The sequence below is a fragment of the Cytobacillus sp. C11.1 genome (assembly GCF_058145115.1).
The window spans coordinates 4,728,704-4,745,085 of record NZ_CM176935.1 but is presented as its reverse complement, the minus strand read 5'-3'; the positions used below and the strand labels follow the sequence as shown (position 1 = coordinate 4,745,085).

The 16,382-nt window shown below is 40.2% G+C and carries 10 protein-coding genes; 7 read left to right on the top strand and 3 right to left on the bottom strand.

Annotated elements, in window-relative coordinates; translation table 11 throughout:
* Window positions 1-194 precede the first annotated feature (194 nt).
* A complete protein-coding gene (locus tag AC3ZVC_RS23445; RefSeq protein ID WP_490065473.1) occupies window positions 195-3,116 on the top strand; it encodes a bifunctional diguanylate cyclase/phosphodiesterase in 2,922 nt (973 codons plus the stop codon).
* Between the two features lie 245 nt (window positions 3,117-3,361).
* Here AC3ZVC_RS23445 and AC3ZVC_RS23440 read toward each other — a convergent pair whose 3' ends face one another.
* Window positions 3,362-3,925: a DUF2777 domain-containing protein gene (locus AC3ZVC_RS23440; protein ID WP_214726181.1), complete on the bottom strand. Its 564-nt coding sequence runs from the start codon at window positions 3,923-3,925 to the stop codon at window positions 3,362-3,364.
* Between the two features lie 157 nt (window positions 3,926-4,082).
* On the opposite strand from AC3ZVC_RS23440, the gene asnB reads away from it, so the two are divergent.
* Complete coding sequence (gene asnB, locus AC3ZVC_RS23435; protein ID WP_490065472.1) at window positions 4,083-5,930, top strand: asparagine synthase (glutamine-hydrolyzing); 1,848 nt, start codon at window positions 4,083-4,085, stop codon at window positions 5,928-5,930.
* Between the two features lie 298 nt (window positions 5,931-6,228).
* Here asnB and AC3ZVC_RS23430 read toward each other — a convergent pair whose 3' ends face one another.
* Both AC3ZVC_RS23430 and AC3ZVC_RS23425 read right to left on the bottom strand, forming a co-directional pair.
* Complete coding sequence (locus AC3ZVC_RS23430; protein WP_490065471.1) at window positions 6,229-7,578, bottom strand: MATE family efflux transporter; 1,350 nt, start codon at window positions 7,576-7,578, stop codon at window positions 6,229-6,231.
* A 175-nt stretch (window positions 7,579-7,753) separates the two neighbouring features.
* The gene (locus AC3ZVC_RS23425) at window positions 7,754-9,511 is read right to left on the bottom strand and encodes an alpha-glycosidase (RefSeq protein WP_490065470.1); all 1,758 of its coding nucleotides are present in this window, start codon (window positions 9,509-9,511) and stop codon (window positions 7,754-7,756) included.
* Between the two features lie 334 nt (window positions 9,512-9,845).
* On the opposite strand from AC3ZVC_RS23425, the gene AC3ZVC_RS23420 reads away from it, so the two are divergent.
* From AC3ZVC_RS23420 to AC3ZVC_RS23400, 5 genes are all read left to right on the top strand, one after another.
* Window positions 9,846-11,144: an extracellular solute-binding protein gene (locus AC3ZVC_RS23420; RefSeq protein ID WP_490065469.1), complete on the top strand. Its 1,299-nt coding sequence runs from the start codon at window positions 9,846-9,848 to the stop codon at window positions 11,142-11,144.
* A gap of 217 nt (window positions 11,145-11,361) precedes the next feature.
* Window positions 11,362-12,645 (top strand): carbohydrate ABC transporter permease, encoded by a 1,284-nt coding sequence (locus AC3ZVC_RS23415; protein WP_490065468.1) that lies wholly within the window; start codon window positions 11,362-11,364, stop codon window positions 12,643-12,645.
* Window positions 12,646-12,647: 2 nt separating this feature from the next.
* Window positions 12,648-13,490, top strand: coding sequence for a sugar ABC transporter permease (locus AC3ZVC_RS23410; protein WP_144545762.1), 843 nt, complete (start codon window positions 12,648-12,650; stop codon window positions 13,488-13,490).
* 106 nt (window positions 13,491-13,596) lie between these two features.
* A complete protein-coding gene (locus AC3ZVC_RS23405) occupies window positions 13,597-15,135 on the top strand; it encodes an alpha-amylase family glycosyl hydrolase (RefSeq protein ID WP_490065467.1) in 1,539 nt (512 codons plus the stop codon).
* Between the two features lie 173 nt (window positions 15,136-15,308).
* On the top strand, window positions 15,309-16,355 hold the full coding sequence (locus AC3ZVC_RS23400) for a LacI family DNA-binding transcriptional regulator (RefSeq protein WP_490065466.1): 1,047 nt from the start codon (window positions 15,309-15,311) through the stop codon (window positions 16,353-16,355).
* Window positions 16,356-16,382: the final 27 nt, after the last annotated feature.

Below are 16,382 nucleotides of genomic sequence, written 5' to 3'. Positions count from 1 at the left end.
TTGAAAAAAGCTGCTGAAAAGGCAGCTTTTTCTAATTTTGTCATGTAATGTCTGCCCCAAATATGGTATTTTAAAAAAGATAAGAACTATAATTTGACAGTTGTTCCAGTCTAAGGGCCTGCTGCTCAACGTTTGAAGCCAGTGGGCTTCTCTCTTTCTTTTTAGGAATGACATTACTATGATGGTGGGTTTTTATGGCTAAAACAATAACATATCTATATGAGAATACTAACCAGCTGAATAGTTTCATAGATAAAAACGAATTGGATGAATACCCGAATCTGCTTGTACAGGTTTTTACAGGGATAATAAAGGAAGAATTTATTGAGAATCTGCAAAAGGAATTGGTCAACCGGCTTCCTTTTGCTGCAATTGCCGGCTGTTCTACTTCTGGTGAAATCTACGAAGGCCGCATTACTGAAAATCAAACAGTCATCACTTTTACGGCTTTTGAAAAAACAGAGTTAAAATCGTTTCTTCTGCAGCAAAAGGATTTTAAAGATAGTTATGAGATGGGGAAAGCTCTGGCACAGGAGCTTGCTATTTTCAATACAAAAGCTTTAATTCTATTTCCGGCAGGCTTTAATGTTGACTCTTCTTCATTGGTTGAGGGGATATATGAAACAAATGCTGAAATGGTTATTGCTGGCGGAATCGCAGGGGATAATGGATTATTTCAGGAAGGGTTTGCTTTTACGCAAGAAGGGCTTACTCAAAATGGGCTTGCTGCAATAGCGCTGCAGAGCGGCCATCTTTCAGCACATTCATTTGCAAACTACCAATGGCAGGAAATCGGAAAAAGTTTTACGGTTACAAAGGCTTCCGGGTCTACCATCTATTCAATCGACCATAAGACACCTTTGCAAATATTAAAGCATTATCTAGGAGAAGCTTTCATAAAAGAATTGCCTAAATCAGGCACAGAATTCCCATTCCTCTTAACGTATCGTGGGGAGAAAGTATCAGTTTTTATCATTAAAATGCTTGAAAATGGGGCAATCAAGGTTAACCGGATGGTGAAAGAAGGAGATAATCTTACCTTCGCATATGCCAATCTTGAAGAAATTATTGAACGGTCTTTGCAGGAGTTGAAGAGACTGGGGAAAGAATCTGCAGAATCAATCTTTATCTATAATTGTATGGCCCGCAAACAGTTTGCAAGAGATTTCACCGAAAAGGAACTGGCTATGTTCCAGGGGATTGCTCCTGCAAATGGGTTCTTTTCTTATGGAGAAATCGCTTCACGAAAAGGCGATTATCCAAAGATTGTTGGACATTCCCTTACCTACCTTTCCTTATCAGAAAATTTGGCTAGGTCCAAGAAAACTGCCGCCGATACATACATTTATGAGAAGCCAGCCCAATTTAAAACGATATCTTCTCTAACACACTTAATGCATGCCGCCCAGGATGACATAGAGGTTCTAAACAGCAGCCTGAAGATTTCGGAACAATATTATAAATCATTATTTGATAATAATGCTGATTTTGTTTATTCAACAGACATGAAAGGAAATTTCACAAGTGTTAATCCGGCATTTGAAAAAACCTTTGGATACAGCAGCGGTGAAATACTGGGAAAATCAGCTCTTGGCTATGTGAGAAATGAAGATATTCCGCGGGTGAGAATGCATTTTTACCGGGCGATAAGAGGAAAAGAGCAATATTACAATGTTTATATAGATTCAAAGTCAGGAGAGACAAGCCTCTTTCAGCTGAAAAATATCCCAATCACAGTGAATGGGGAATGTGTAGGCATTTACGGAATCGGCAGAAATATTACTGAGCAGAAAAAGATAGAAGATAAAATTACAGAGCTTGCTTACTTCGACCAGGACACCGGGCTGCCAAATAGAATGAAATTTACAGAGCAGCTGGATGTTCTTTTGAAGAGAGCGAAAAAGAAAAGGAAAATGCTCTCAGTTCTTTCGATTGATATTGACCGCTTTAAGATCATTAATGATAGCCTTGGCCATTTTGCAGGTGACATGGTTTTAAAGGAAATTTCGGAAAGAATTGAAAAGGTATTGCCTTCTGGTTCCTATTTGGGCCGGTTCAGCGGTGATAAATTTACACTGATATTATCAAGAGATATTTCAATAGATAGAGTCATGAAAACGTCTAAAAAGATATTAGATGAAATATCGAAGCCGTTATTCCAAGCAAATCAGGAATTTATTGTCACAGCGAGCATAGGTGTCAGCTTATATCCCGGCGATGGGCTGGACGAGCATACTTTGCTTAAAAATGCAGATGTAGCAACCAATCGTTCCAAGCAGCAGGGCGGCAACAGGATAACCTTTTTCTCAATGGAAATGAACGAGCAGGCCATGGTCAGGCTTGAACTTGAAAGCTATTTAAGAAAGGCTTTGCAAAAAGAAGAATTTTATTTATGCTACCAGCCTTTAATCGATCTTGAATCAGGAAATCTATACGGAAGCGAAGCCCTGATCCGTTGGAATCATCCCAAACTGGGCCTTGTTTCACCTGGGGAATTCATTCCGCTGGCTGAGGAAACAGGCCTCATAGAGGAAATTGGCAGCTGGGTTTTGCGGACAGCATGCAAGCAAAATAAACGGTGGCAAACGCTTGGCTATGACTCACTTTCAATATCAGTCAATGTGTCCGCATACCAGTTTCAGCAGCCAGGCTTCCTGAACGAGGTAAAAAAAGCATTGGGGCTGTCGGGTTTGGAACCGCAGTATTTAACATTAGAATTAACTGAGAGTACCATGCTCAGAAATGTAGAATACAGCATACAGGTCATGCAAGCACTGCAGGCAATAGGCGTTAAGGTTTCTATAGATGATTTTGGCACAGGCTATTCTTCCTTGAGCTATCTTAAAGATCTTCCTATCAATACATTAAAGATTGATAGATCTTTTATAAACAATTTGCGATTAAACACATCCGATATTGCCATTGTGAAAGCGATCATAACGATGGGACATGGTCTCGCCGTTAAAGTGGTGGCAGAAGGAGTGGAAACAAAGGAGCAGATAGAGTTATTAAAAGAATTGAAGTGCCATTATGCGCAGGGGTTTTATATTCATAAACCGCTTATGACAGCCGAATTTGAAGAAGGCTTATCCAAAAAAGTACAGACGTACAGCTAAGCAGGGACAACACCAATTGCCGCTTGATGAGGGAGAAAACATGTCAGGGGCTTTGGATTCTGATTATATTAATTGCAATCATTTTATTAGTGTTTTTGTTGTCCAGACTGTTACCAAACGGGAGATCATCCTATATTTGCGCAAAAAGAAATGATTGAAGCATTAAAAACAGGGAAGCTTGATGAGAAAGCTGACCGTGATTAAAAATACAGCAGTCTGCCGACTAATGGCAGACTGCTGCTTTTTTATGAAGAAATTTTTTCAATCACCATTCTTTTGCCGCTGTTTAATGTAAATTCAAAGCGGTCACTCATTTTTTCATAATAGCAAAAATGGTGCTGTACATTGCAGATATGGTCCTGATTATCAAAAACGATAAAATTCACTCCGCTTTTGCGATCTTTATCATTAAAGAAAGCTAATTGATTATAGCAATAAATGCAGTCATACACTGAAAACTGCATAGAATTTAAGGTTGTTACAAATTGGTAAAATGCATCATCATTTATTTCCTCCAGTAATCTCTCCAGTGAAAAAACAAGATGCTTGCGTATTCGGACAGAATCCTGATCCTTTAAGTGGAAAACTTCGTCGGCCAGAGCAATCTTGCCATCCTCGAACAAGATTCCTTTTTTCCAGCGCTTGAAGCGAAATACTTCTAACTCCTGGTGGAGGAATTCATCTAACAATGATGCTTCATCTGTTTCGTGATCGAAAAAAACCCATTGATCATTGATAAGCTCTACAGTGCCTTCTGTAAACGCACGGGATTGATATTCAATAAGCTTAGTTCGCTGCTGTCTATTCATAAAAAACCTCCATTAACTTCCTCAACTTCTTTTTAGACAGTTTAGGCGATTTTTATAACCGCTATAAGTGGACAATTAACTTTTTTCTAGGCCGTGCATACAATAACATCATGCAAAATGTGCCCAAACGATTCCGCTTAGAAAGGATGATGTTAAAATGTGTGGAATTACAGGCTGGGTCGATTTCCAAAAGGACCTGAGAAAAGAAACGGCTAAAATTGTAAAAATGACCGATACGTTGGCTAAGCGCGGTCCGGATGACACGAATGTCTGGACAGATATTCATGCGGGCTTCGGCCATAAAAGGTTAATCGTTGTAGACCCTGCTGGCGGAAAACAGCCAATGACAAGGGAAAAACAAAATAGCCGCTATACCATTTGTTATAATGGCGAGCTTTATAATACAGAAGATATTCGTAAAGAACTCCTTATAAAAGGATATTCGTTCAAGGGCCATTCTGACACAGAGGTTTTACTGACTTCTTACATGGAATGGGGCGAAGACTGCCTGAAATATCTCAATGGCATTTTTGCTTTCGCTGTATGGGATGAAAGGAAGGAACAATTGTTCATTGGCAGAGACCGGCTTGGGGTAAAACCATTATTTTATAAAGAAACAAAAAAGGGGATCATTTTTGGATCAGAACTAAAAGCCATTTTGGCCCATCCGGATGTTAAGGCTGAGCTTGATAGGGAAGGGCTGGCGGAAGTTTTCGGATTAGGACCGTCAAGATCCCCTGGTTCAGGAGTATTCAGAGGTATAGATGAATTAAGGCCTGCACATGCTTTATCTTTTTCAAAAAATGGGCTGAAGGTTTGGCGTTATTGGAATGTTAAAAGCAGCCAGCATGAGGATAGCCTTGAAGAAACTGCAGAAAAAGTTCGCCACTTATTTACGGATGCAGTAACGAGGCAGCTCGTATCGGATGTACCGCTTTGCACGTTCCTTTCAGGTGGTGTCGATTCAAGTGCGATCACTGCCATTGCTGCCAAAACCTATGAGAATGAGGGAAAAGGGCAGCTGCACACCTATTCCATAGATTACGAGGGAAATGATGTTTTCTTCAAGGCGAATGAGTTTCAGCCCAACTCGGATGGTGCGTTTATCCATAAGATGTCCCAAGCCTTTAATACCAAACATAACAGCTGTATCATTTCCCAGCAGCAGCTGGCAGAGGACCTAATGGAATCAGTGCATGTCAGAGACCTTCCCGGTATGGCAGACGTTGATTCTTCCCTTCTATGGTTTTGCCGGGAGATAAAGAAGGACTTTGTGGTAAGCTTATCCGGTGAGTGCGCTGACGAAATATTTGGAGGTTATCCGTGGTTCCACAGACAGGAGGATCTTCAGCGTAAGGGGTTTCCATGGATGAGGTCGCTGGAAGCTAGGCACGGCCTATTAAAGGAGAAGTGGCAGAGCAAATTAAAAATTCAAGATTACGCCATGGAAAAATACATTCAGGCAATCTCGGAAACTCCAAAACTCGACGGAGAAAGTGAAGAGGATGCAAGCCGTAGAGAGCTTTTCTATATTAATATGATTTACTTTATGACAACATTATTGGATCGGAAGGACAGAATGAGTATGGGTGCAAGCCTTGAAGTAAGGGTCCCATTTGCTGACCACCGCCTTGTAGAGTATGTATGGAATATACCATGGGAGATGAAAATGCACGGCAACCGTGAAAAGGGTATTCTGCGTAAAGCACTTGAAGGCATATTGCCTAATGAAGTTTTATATAGAAAAAAGAGCCCTTATCCAAAAACGCATAATCCGGAATATACCAACGCAGTTCAAAAAATGCTCAATGGGTATCTGGAAGACCGATCATCCGCACTTTATGAGTTTTTTGACCACGGCCAGCTGAAGAAAATAATTGAATCGGGCGGAGAAGCATTCCAGGAGCCATGGTTTGGCCAGCTCATGACTGGTCCCCAGCTGCTTGCGCATCTTGCACAAATTCATGTCTGGTTTAAAGATTATAATATTAATATTATAGAATGAGAATAGCGGAGGCGATATTGCCCATAGATCAAGCATGGTGGACTGAGACCCACACGACTCGGTCATTCAGACACAGGACGATAGCGATAGCGATGTTGATTTATAACGCGGAAACGCGAACGTTCTTGCTACTCGCCTTAGTAGTACCCCTGTGCTTCGTCGTAGACAGGGTGAGGGAAGCACGTCGAGTCCATAAGGGGCCAGACCTGGAAGTTATCGCAGTTTCAATGTTATCCTTTCTGAAATTAGAAAAAGCGGCAGTTTAAATTGCCGCTTTTTCTTATTGCCTTATTATGATTTAAACTGCTTTGGATGCCACAAAGGATTTGTTAATCCATACTTTAGACTTCCAGCGCCATAGCATGAGCAATCCCCTGAGCCATTCATCAGCAATAAAAGCAATCCAGATGCCTGCAAGCCCCATGCCAAAATGGATTCCCAGAAGATAGGATAGTGTCACACTTACTCCCCACATGGACAGAATGCCCATATAAACCGGAAATTTTACGTCACCTGCAGCACGCAATGAGTTAATGACGACCAAATTAAATGATCTGCCAGGTTCTAGGATGATGGTTAATAGAATCAGCACACTGCCAACTTTAATAATATGGGCATTTGACGTAAAAATTCCCATCAGTTCTTCAGAGAAAGCGGCAAAAAGCACAGCTGTAGCAAATGAAATCATAATGGCCAGGCGCAGGCTTTTTAGGCACCTGTGATAGGCAGCATTATAATCCTTGGCACCAACCATATGCCCGATTAAAATTTGAGTCCCCTGGCTTATGGCAACACTAAAAAGAAAAATGAACATCATAATGTTCTGAGCATACACTTTAGCTGTCAGTGCTTCTGTACCTAAGGCAGCAATAAAAATGGTTATGACCATCTGCGACCCGTTATAGGATAAATGTTCCCCAGCGGAGGGAATCCCAATTTTTAAAAGGTTTTTTATGTGTTCTTTTGGAAAACGGAATAGCATTCCAAAAGGGAGTGCATTTTCTGTGCGCTTAAGTAAAACGGCTACAGCGGCTGCAAATCCAATTAATCGGCTGACAACCGTAGATATGGCAACCCCTTCAACACCCAATACTGGAAAACCGAAAGGCCCAAAGATAAAAAAGTAGTTTCCGATTACATTTAAAATGTTCATGCCAATAGTGATGTACATAACATCCCTTGTAAATCCGTAGCTTCTGATAATCGCGCCGATTGTCATGATCAGAGCTTGAACAAAGGATAGGCTGCCAACAATGACCAGGTAGGAATTCGCTTCATTTAAAAGTTCCTCCGGCAGGTCCATCATTCGCAGCAATGGCTTGCTTAAAATAAATAAAAGGATACTTAAGAGGATTCCGAAAACAAGGTTGGCACCCAAAGATACGACTGATATTTCTGCTGCTATTTTATTATTTTTTGCTCCAAGGTTTTGGGCAATCAAAATTGATGTACCTGTAGCTACGAAGCCGAACATGACAATAACAAGGGAAAGGATCTGGTTGGAAACACCGACAGCTGCGACAGATTCATCCGAATATTGCGATAGCATAAGAGTGTCTGCATTCCCCATTAGCATATGGAGCAAAATTTCTATAAATATGGGCCATGTTAAAGCAAATAATGTAAGTTTTTTGTGGTTCCTAGTCATCTCTATTCTCCCAGTGTGTAAAGTTGATATATTTTTCATGCCTTGATAAGGGAATGCAGACATTCTAAAACGAAAAAAGAAAAGTCTTAAGGATTTGCACTTAAGAACTTTTCTTAACAGATTCTAATATACTTCTAAATCGGAAATCAACAGCGTGTTTAAAGAACCATTAATTTTAAGAAGGGAATGACAAAATATCAAATCCAAAGCCATGCAGCTTTACTTTTAAGCTGGACGCTTCTGCAGCAAACTCTTCCCCTGAAAGCAAGTTTGTGATTTTAACGCCCTTCATATTATATGGCAGTGTAAATTCAGCTTTTTCAGCTAAAGGATTAGCCAGTACAACGATTGTTTTTGAGTCATTGTATTTTTGGTAGGCAACAAGATCACTGCCTGTATGGATAAACTCAAATTGTCCTTCATTGGCCAGCAATTTTTCTTCGCGGCGCAGTTTGATCAGCTGTTGAATATGGGAGAAAAGTTCACGGTCCTGCTTATTTTCATCCCACTCCATGCATTTTCTGCACCCTGGGTCCATTTCGCCGCTCAACCCTATCTCATCACCATAATAAAGGCAAGGAGAGCCCATAAAGGTAAATAAAATCGTATATATAAGCTTAACCCTGTCTTTATCTCCTTCACATTCCGTCAGAATTCTTGGTGTATCATGGCTTCCGACAAGATTGAATGCAGCTTCATAAACATTAGCCGGATAGCGGTGAATTTCAGCTGTCATATTATTGGCGAATTCATTGCCATTTATGGTTTTCTTCGCTATCAGGTTCAGCAGATTGGTTGTAAAAGGGTAATTCATGACTGCATCAAATTGATCCCCGCGCAGCCAAGGCATGGAGTTGTGCCAGATTTCACCTAAAATATAAAGATCAGGTTTAATGGCTTTTACGGCTTGCCTGAATACACGCCAAAACTGGTGGTCAACTTCGTTAGCTACATCAAGCCTCCAGCCGTCAATATTAAACTCTTCAATCCAGTATTTGGCCACTTTAAGCAAGTATTCTTTTACATCCGGATTTTTTGTATTCAGCTTTGGCATTTGTGCCACAAAAGCGAAGGTTTCATAATTAGGGTATTCTCCACCCTTTAAAGGGAAGCTGTGCGGATGAAACCAATCCTTGTACTTTGATTTTTCCCCGTTCTCAAGCACATCCTGAAAGGGCGGGAAGTAGTATCCGCTATGATTGAAAACGGCATCAAGCATAACGCGAATGTTTCTTTTATGGCACTCTTCTACAAGTCGTTTGAGAGTTTCCTTTGTCCCGAACTGGGGATCAATTTCGAGATAATCGATTGTATCATATTTATGGTTGGAAAAGGCTTTAAAAACAGGAGTGAAATAAATACCTGTAATGCCAAGTTCCTGTAGATAATCCAAATGTTCAATTATTCCCTCAAAATCGCCGCCAAAAAAATTAGTGGGAGAAGGCGGGGTACTGCCCCAAGGGAGAGCTGCTTCTGGATCATTTTCAGGATTTCCGTTTGCAAACCTTTCCGGGAAAATTTGATACCAAACAGTATCCTTCACCCATGAAGGGGCTTTGAAGACCTCTTCAGCATGAAGATAGGGAAAGTTGAAATAATAACCGGAATCAGCTGGAGGTAGAGCGTAAAAGCCCTTTTCAGTTAAAATCAATTCTTCTTCTCCTGACTTTAACTTAAAGCCGTACCTTGATCTTCTATAAGGTGGTTCAATAAAGACATGCCAATAATCATGAATCCCATCTGTACCTGACTTTAACATATCTGTTTCTTCAAACTGCCATTTTCCATCAGACCAGTAATATTGGTCACCGTGTATTAAAGTTACTTCTGCAACGTCATCTTTTTTGGTTTGTATTCTAATATGTAGAGTTTTTTCATTATATGGATAGACATAGTGATCAGAAGGATAGTGGATGATAGCTGCTTTTTCCATTCTTATTCCCCTTTCAAAAAGTGCAATCGCTTGCATTATAACATATGGATGAAATGAAAATATAGAATAAGAAAGAATATACCTCTTAATTTTTATAAATTTGAACACAATAAAATTTATAAAAAAGTAGTTGTAAAAGCCCAAAAACCTTGTATAATAAAAATTAGAAATTGTGCAATCGTTTTCATAGAGTGAATTCAATAGATTTCGCTCAAAAAAAGAGATTAGGTGAAAGCGCAAAATTTTTTAAAGAGAAATAAAAGCGTTTACAGTTTTGTGCAAACGGTTGTACGTTTTGTATTAAGCAACAGATATATTAGGAGGGGGCAATACCATGAAAAAGTCATTATCTTTCTTTTTGATGCTGATTTTAGTAATCGGAATGCTGGCAGCTTGTGGTCCTCAGCGTGAGGCACAGCCAGAAAACACAGGAGAAAAAGATAACGGCAATACAAGCGAAAACCAGGCTGAAGAGCCAAAACCAGAAAAATTAGTAGTTTGGGAAGATACAGATAAAGGTGTAGCATTAAAGCCTGCAATTGAATCTTTTGAAAAAGAATATGGCATTAAAGTAGAATTTAAGGAATTGGGTATGGCTGATAAGATCCGTGACCAGTTAAGGCTGGACGGACCTGCCGGAAATGCTCCAGACGTTGTAACTCTTCCGCATGATCAAATCGGCCAGGTTGTAACTGAAGGCTTACTTCAAGAAATTAGCGTAGAAGATAGTGTTCTTGATACTTTCACAGACTCATCAATTACTGCACAAATGTTCGATGGAAAGCTTTACGGTCTTCCAAAAGCAACCGAAACACCTGTATTTATCTACAACAAAGCATTAATGGATAAAGCTCCTGAAACAATGGATGAGTTATACACTCAAGCTAAGGAATTAACTACTGGCGAACAGTATGGATTCTTGGCACTATTCGATAACTTCTATTTCGCACATGGACCAATCGCTGGTATGGGCGGATATGTATTCAAAGAAAACGAGGGTGCATTAGACCGTGAAGATGTTGGATTAAACAACGATGGTGCTGTAGAAGGTGCCGAATTTATTCAGAAGTGGTATAGCGAAGGTTTATTCCCTAAAGGAATTATCGGGGAAAGCGGCGGTGCTGCAATGGACGGCTTGTTCAACGAAGGTAATGCAGCATCCGTTATGAATGGACCATGGGCATTGCAAGGCATGAAAGATGCAGGAATTGACGTTGGTGTAGCGGTTATGCCAAAGCTTCCAAACGGTGAACCTGTTAAAACTTTCATGGGTGTGAAAGGCTGGCACGTAACTGCCTTCACTAAAAACCCTTACTGGGCAACTAAATTAGTTGAACATATCACAAACGAAGAAAATGCAAAAATCCGATTTGAGACAACTCAGGAAATTCCTCCAGTAAAAGCTCTAATTGAGGATCCTGTTATTGCAGATAACGAAGCTGCAAAAGCTGTTGCAGAACAATCTCAATACGCAGTTCCAATGCCTAACATTCCTGAAATGGCTGAAGTATGGGGACCAATGGCTTCTGCACTTCAAACAATTGCTACAGGAAAAGCTGAACCAAAAGCAGCTCTTGATGATGCAGTAAAAACAATCAAAACAAATATTGAAACAAATCACCCTGCCAAGTAATAACTTGACAGACTAAGGGCGGTACCTCTCCGGAGGTATTGCCCATCATTTTTATAGTTTGACAAAATGGTATGAATGCGGCAGAAGCCGTTTTAATATTCCTTTCTAGAGCAACCGTTTGCACAAATTAAACATCAATGATTAACAATTACATGAATTATAATAATAAAGAATAATAAATTCTTTCTCCTATAAAGAAAGGGGAGGCCGGACAAAAATGGATGTCACTAAAACATCAACCAACCATGGAAGAAATGCTGCACTTTTATCCATCTTACCTGGATTCGGGCAGTTTTATAATAAACAATTCCTAAAGGGTGCTATCTTCTTAATTCTAACGGTATCTTTCTTTGCAGCTTTTTACGATACGCTGAATTGGGGTTTTTGGGGTCTTATCACTCTAGGTGAAATACCAGTTCTCGATCATTCCATCTTTTTGCTTATTGATGGAATTATTGCACTTATTGTTACAGCTTTGGGGCTTATCATTTATGCTTTCATTATCTATGATGCCTATAATAACGGAAAAAAACGTGACGCGGGGCTAATCCTGAATAGCGTAAGGGAACAGTACCATAACCTGTTGGACAATGGTTTTCCATACTTAATGATATCACCGGGGTTCTTTCTATTAGTATTCGTTGTTATTTTTCCGATTTTATTCGTAGTCTTGCTTGCATTCACCAACTACGATTTATATCATTCACCACCTGCCAAACTTGTCGATTGGGTTGGAATTCAAAACTTTATTGATATTTTTAAATTGGATTTATGGAGAAAAACTTTCTTTGGCGTAATGGGCTGGACAATTGTCTGGACATTCGTTGCAACCACTCTTCAGGTGGCATTGGGAATCTTCCTTGCAATCTTGGTTAATCAGAAGGATCTTAAAGGAAAGGCGATTATCCGTACGGTGTTCATCCTTCCTTGGGCAGTACCTGCTTTTATTTCTATCCTAATTTTCTCGGGTATGTTTAATGAAACCTTCGGAGTTATTAATAAAACCATCCTTGATTCGATTGGTATTGGCTCTATCCCATGGATGACAGAAGAGAACTGGACAAGGTTAGCTTTGATATTTATCCAATCATGGCTGGGATTCCCATTCATTTTTGCCATGACAACTGGAGTTCTCCAATCCATTCCGGATGAGCTTTACGAGGCAGCAACGGTTGATGGTGCTTCCATAATGCAAAAATTTACTAAGATTACTTTACCGCTTGTCCTTTTTGCAACAGCACCGATTATCATCACGCAATATACTTTTAACTTTAACAACTTTAACGTAATCTTCTTGTTTAATGGAGGAGGCCCTGCTATCCCGGGACAAAATGCCGGCGGTTCGGACATTCTCATCTCCTGGATCTATAAACTGACAATGACATCTGCCCAATATGGAAAGGCAGCTGCAGTCACTATGATTCTATCGCTTATAGTTGTAACTGTGGCTCTGTGGCAGTTTAAACGAACAAGATCATTCCAAGAAGAGGATTTGATGTAGCTATGAGTATGAAAAAAAATAAAATAATCCGGCTAACTGCTTCGTATTTAATCATTGCTTTTATGAGCTTTATTGTCATTTATCCGCTTCTTTGGGTAGTGGGTTCTTCCTTGAATCCGGGACAAAGTTTATCGGGATCCACGATGTTTCCTGAGAACCCGACTTTGGACCATTACAAATATCTTTTCGATCTGGAAAAATCCAATTATGTTCATTGGTACTGGAATTCATTGAAGATAAGCACACTTACAATGATCCTGACTGTTATCACAGTGTCATTAACAGCCTATTCTTTTTCACGGTACCGTTTTGTGGGAAGAAAAAATGGCTTGCTTACATTCTTAATACTGCAAATGATTCCTAACTTTGCAGCATTAATTGCTATTTTCGTTTTAGCAACAAGAACAGGATTAATTGATACACATCTTGGATTAATCCTTGTATATGTAGGCGGGCAGATTCCGATGAATACTTGGTTAATGAAGGGATACCTTGATACGATACCAAAAGAGCTCGATGAGTCTGCAAAAATGGATGGAGCAAGCCATTTGCGTGTGTTTTGGCAGATCGTCATGCCACTGGCAAAGCCAATTGTGGCGGTAGTGGCATTATTCTCATTCATTGCCCCATTCGGTGACTTTATTTTAGCCAGAATTTTATTAAGAACAGACGAGAAATTCACGATGGCTGTTGGACTATACGAAATGGTTGCGAAACAGTTTGGAAATGAATTTACCAAATTTGCTGCAGGATCTGTTCTGATTGCCATCCCGATTGCGGCTCTGTTCCTGATGTTCCAGAAATACTTTGTTTCAGGTTTGACTGCAGGGGGAACGAAAGGCTAATCTTAAAGGGCTGAAACTTTTACAAGCCTTTTGGCAGTCGTAATACTTGGATGATAAACAAGTGCTTCTGCCATGCAGTGTCTTGAAAAATGAAGGAGGAGCGGCGATGAAAAAAGGAATCATAACCTTCATCTTAATCCCGTTTCTTCTTTTTTATGCCCTGCCGGCAGGAGCAGCTGAAAAAGAAGAGCGAAAATGGCAAGATGAAACAATTTATTTCTTAATGGTTGATCGTTTTAGCAACGGTGATCCAAACAATGATTTTAAGGTAGATGTCAAAGATCCCAAGGCCTATCATGGCGGAGATTTTAAGGGTGTTATAGAACGCCTGGACTACATTAAAGATATGGGGTTTACTGCAATTTGGCTGACTCCCGTGTTTGATAATGAAGAAAAAGGTTACCACGGTTACTGGATTAAAGATCTTTATAATACAGAAGAGCATTTTGGGACAATGGATGAATTCAAACAGCTTGTTCAGGAAGCCCATAAGAGGGATATGAAAGTGATTTTGGATTTCGTCGTTAACCATGTCGGCTATAATCATGAATGGGTTAACGATCCTGAGAAAAACGATTGGTTCCATGAAAAGCAGGATATTGCCAATTGGACAAACCAAACTGAGATTGAAAATGGCTGGATTTATGGGCTGCCTGATTTAAAGCAGGAAAATCCGGAAGTGAAGAACTATTTAATCGATGCGGCAAAATGGTGGATAGAAGAGACGGATGTTGATGGTTACCGCCTGGATACCGTCAAGCATGTGCCTAAAACTTTCTGGACCGAGTTCGCCAATGGTGTTAAAAGCGTCAAAGAAGATGTTTATCTGCTAGGTGAAGTTTGGTCCGATGATCCAAAGTATATTGCTGAATATGAGAAAACAGGCATAGACGGTTTTGTTGATTATCCTTTGAATGACCATTTAAGAACAGCTTTTGCGGAACCTGATAAATCTTTGAGCTGGCTTTTTACAAGCTGGGATAGAAATAAAGCTTTCTATGAAAATCCACATTTGATGGGAACCTTCATGGATAACCACGATACGGTTAGATTTACGCGTGATGCCATATCGAAGAACCATCATCCAGGGCCAAGATGGAAGCTGGCTTTAACCTATATGTATACAGTTCCGGGGATTCCGATTGTTTATTATGGTAGCGAAATCGCGCTTGACGGCGGCGAGGATCCAGATAACCGAAGACTGATGGATTTCCGTACAGATAAAGAGCTGATCGACTATATAGCGAAGCTCGGCGAAGTAAGGCAGATGCTTCCTTCATTAACAAGGGGAGATATGGAGCTTTTGGAAGAGAAGGATGGCATGGCTGTATATAAACGGACTTACAAAGATGAAACAGCTGTCATTGCCATCAATAATTCAACCAAATCTCAAAAAGTTGTTCTTGATTCATCTCAGGTAGAGGAAGGAAAAGAACTTCGCGGATTAATAGGGGATGACCTTATCAGCAGCGAGGATGGGAACTACAATCTAATCATTGACCGTGAACAGGCAGAGGTATATATTTTAGCCGAGAAATCGGGCTTGAACATTCCCTTGATAGCTGCTTTAGCGGCAGTATATACAGCCTTCATGATTTTTATCTTCCTTTTATGGAAACGTTCCAAAAGGAAGAAGGCAGAGTAGATAGATGGCAATGCCTTTGTAAGTACGTCATTCTTTGTGATGGTGCTGCAATTATATTAGCCCTTCTTCCCCAAGCTTGTTACCAGGAGCTTCCTGTTTAAAAAAGGAAAGAAAAATTATACTGTTTTGATTATACTATAAATAACAGAGACCTCACGGAGAGGGTGATTATATTGGCAGTCACAATTAAAGATGTTGCAAAGATGGCTAAGGTAGCGCCTTCGACTGTTTCCAGAGTTATTGCAAACAATCCCCGCATTAGCGAGAAAACGAAGCAAAAAGTCAGAGAGGCAATGGAACAATTGGGCTATCATCCTAATTTTATTGCCCGCAGTCTTGCAAGCCAGTCAACGCGTGCTATTGGCCTCATTATGCCAAGTTCAACAGATGTAGTTTTTCAAAACCCATTTTTTCCAACTGTTCTAAGAGGTCTGAGCGAGGGTGCACATGAGAGGCATTATGCTCTCCATATGACAACTGGAAAAACGGATGATGAAATATATGATGGTGTAATCCAAATGGTACAGGGCGGACGAGTGGATGGAGTGATTCTCCTTTACTCAAAAGTGGAAGATAAAGTCCTTTCCTTCCTAAAGGAGAGAGATTTTCCTTTTGTCGTTATTGGGAAACCCTTTTCTAATGAGGAAGAAATCACGTACGTGGATAATAATAACTTCCGTGCCGCTAAGGAAGTAACCGAATACTTAATCAGGCTGGGGCATAAGCAGATTGCATTTGTCGGAGGAAGCTTGAACCTAACTGTAACCGTTGAACGTTTGCTTGGTTATGAAAAAGCGTTAAGAGAAACTGATATTGAATTGGTTAATGAATATATAGTCCATGAGGAATTTTTAAAAGAAGGCGGACAGGAGGCTGTCAGAGGGCTCATATCCCTGGAAAAGCCTCCTACAGCACTGGTGGTTGCCGACGATTTAATGGCGCTTGGTGTATTGAATACATTGGATGAACTAGGAATCAAGGTTCCGGAAGATATGTCAATCATCAGCTTTAATAATGTCCTGCTGGCTGAGATGTCCAGACCACCATTAACCTCAGTTGATATCAATATTTTCGATCTCGGCTTTGAATCTGCAAGAAGTCTTATTTACAGAATTGAAAATCCGCGCGAACCTGTTAAAAGAATTATTATTCCGCATGAAATCGTAAAACGCTGTTCATGCAGCAGTCCAAATCCGGAAAAACCGTTATTATTGTCATAAAGGAAGGGAAGCCAATGTGGCTTCCCA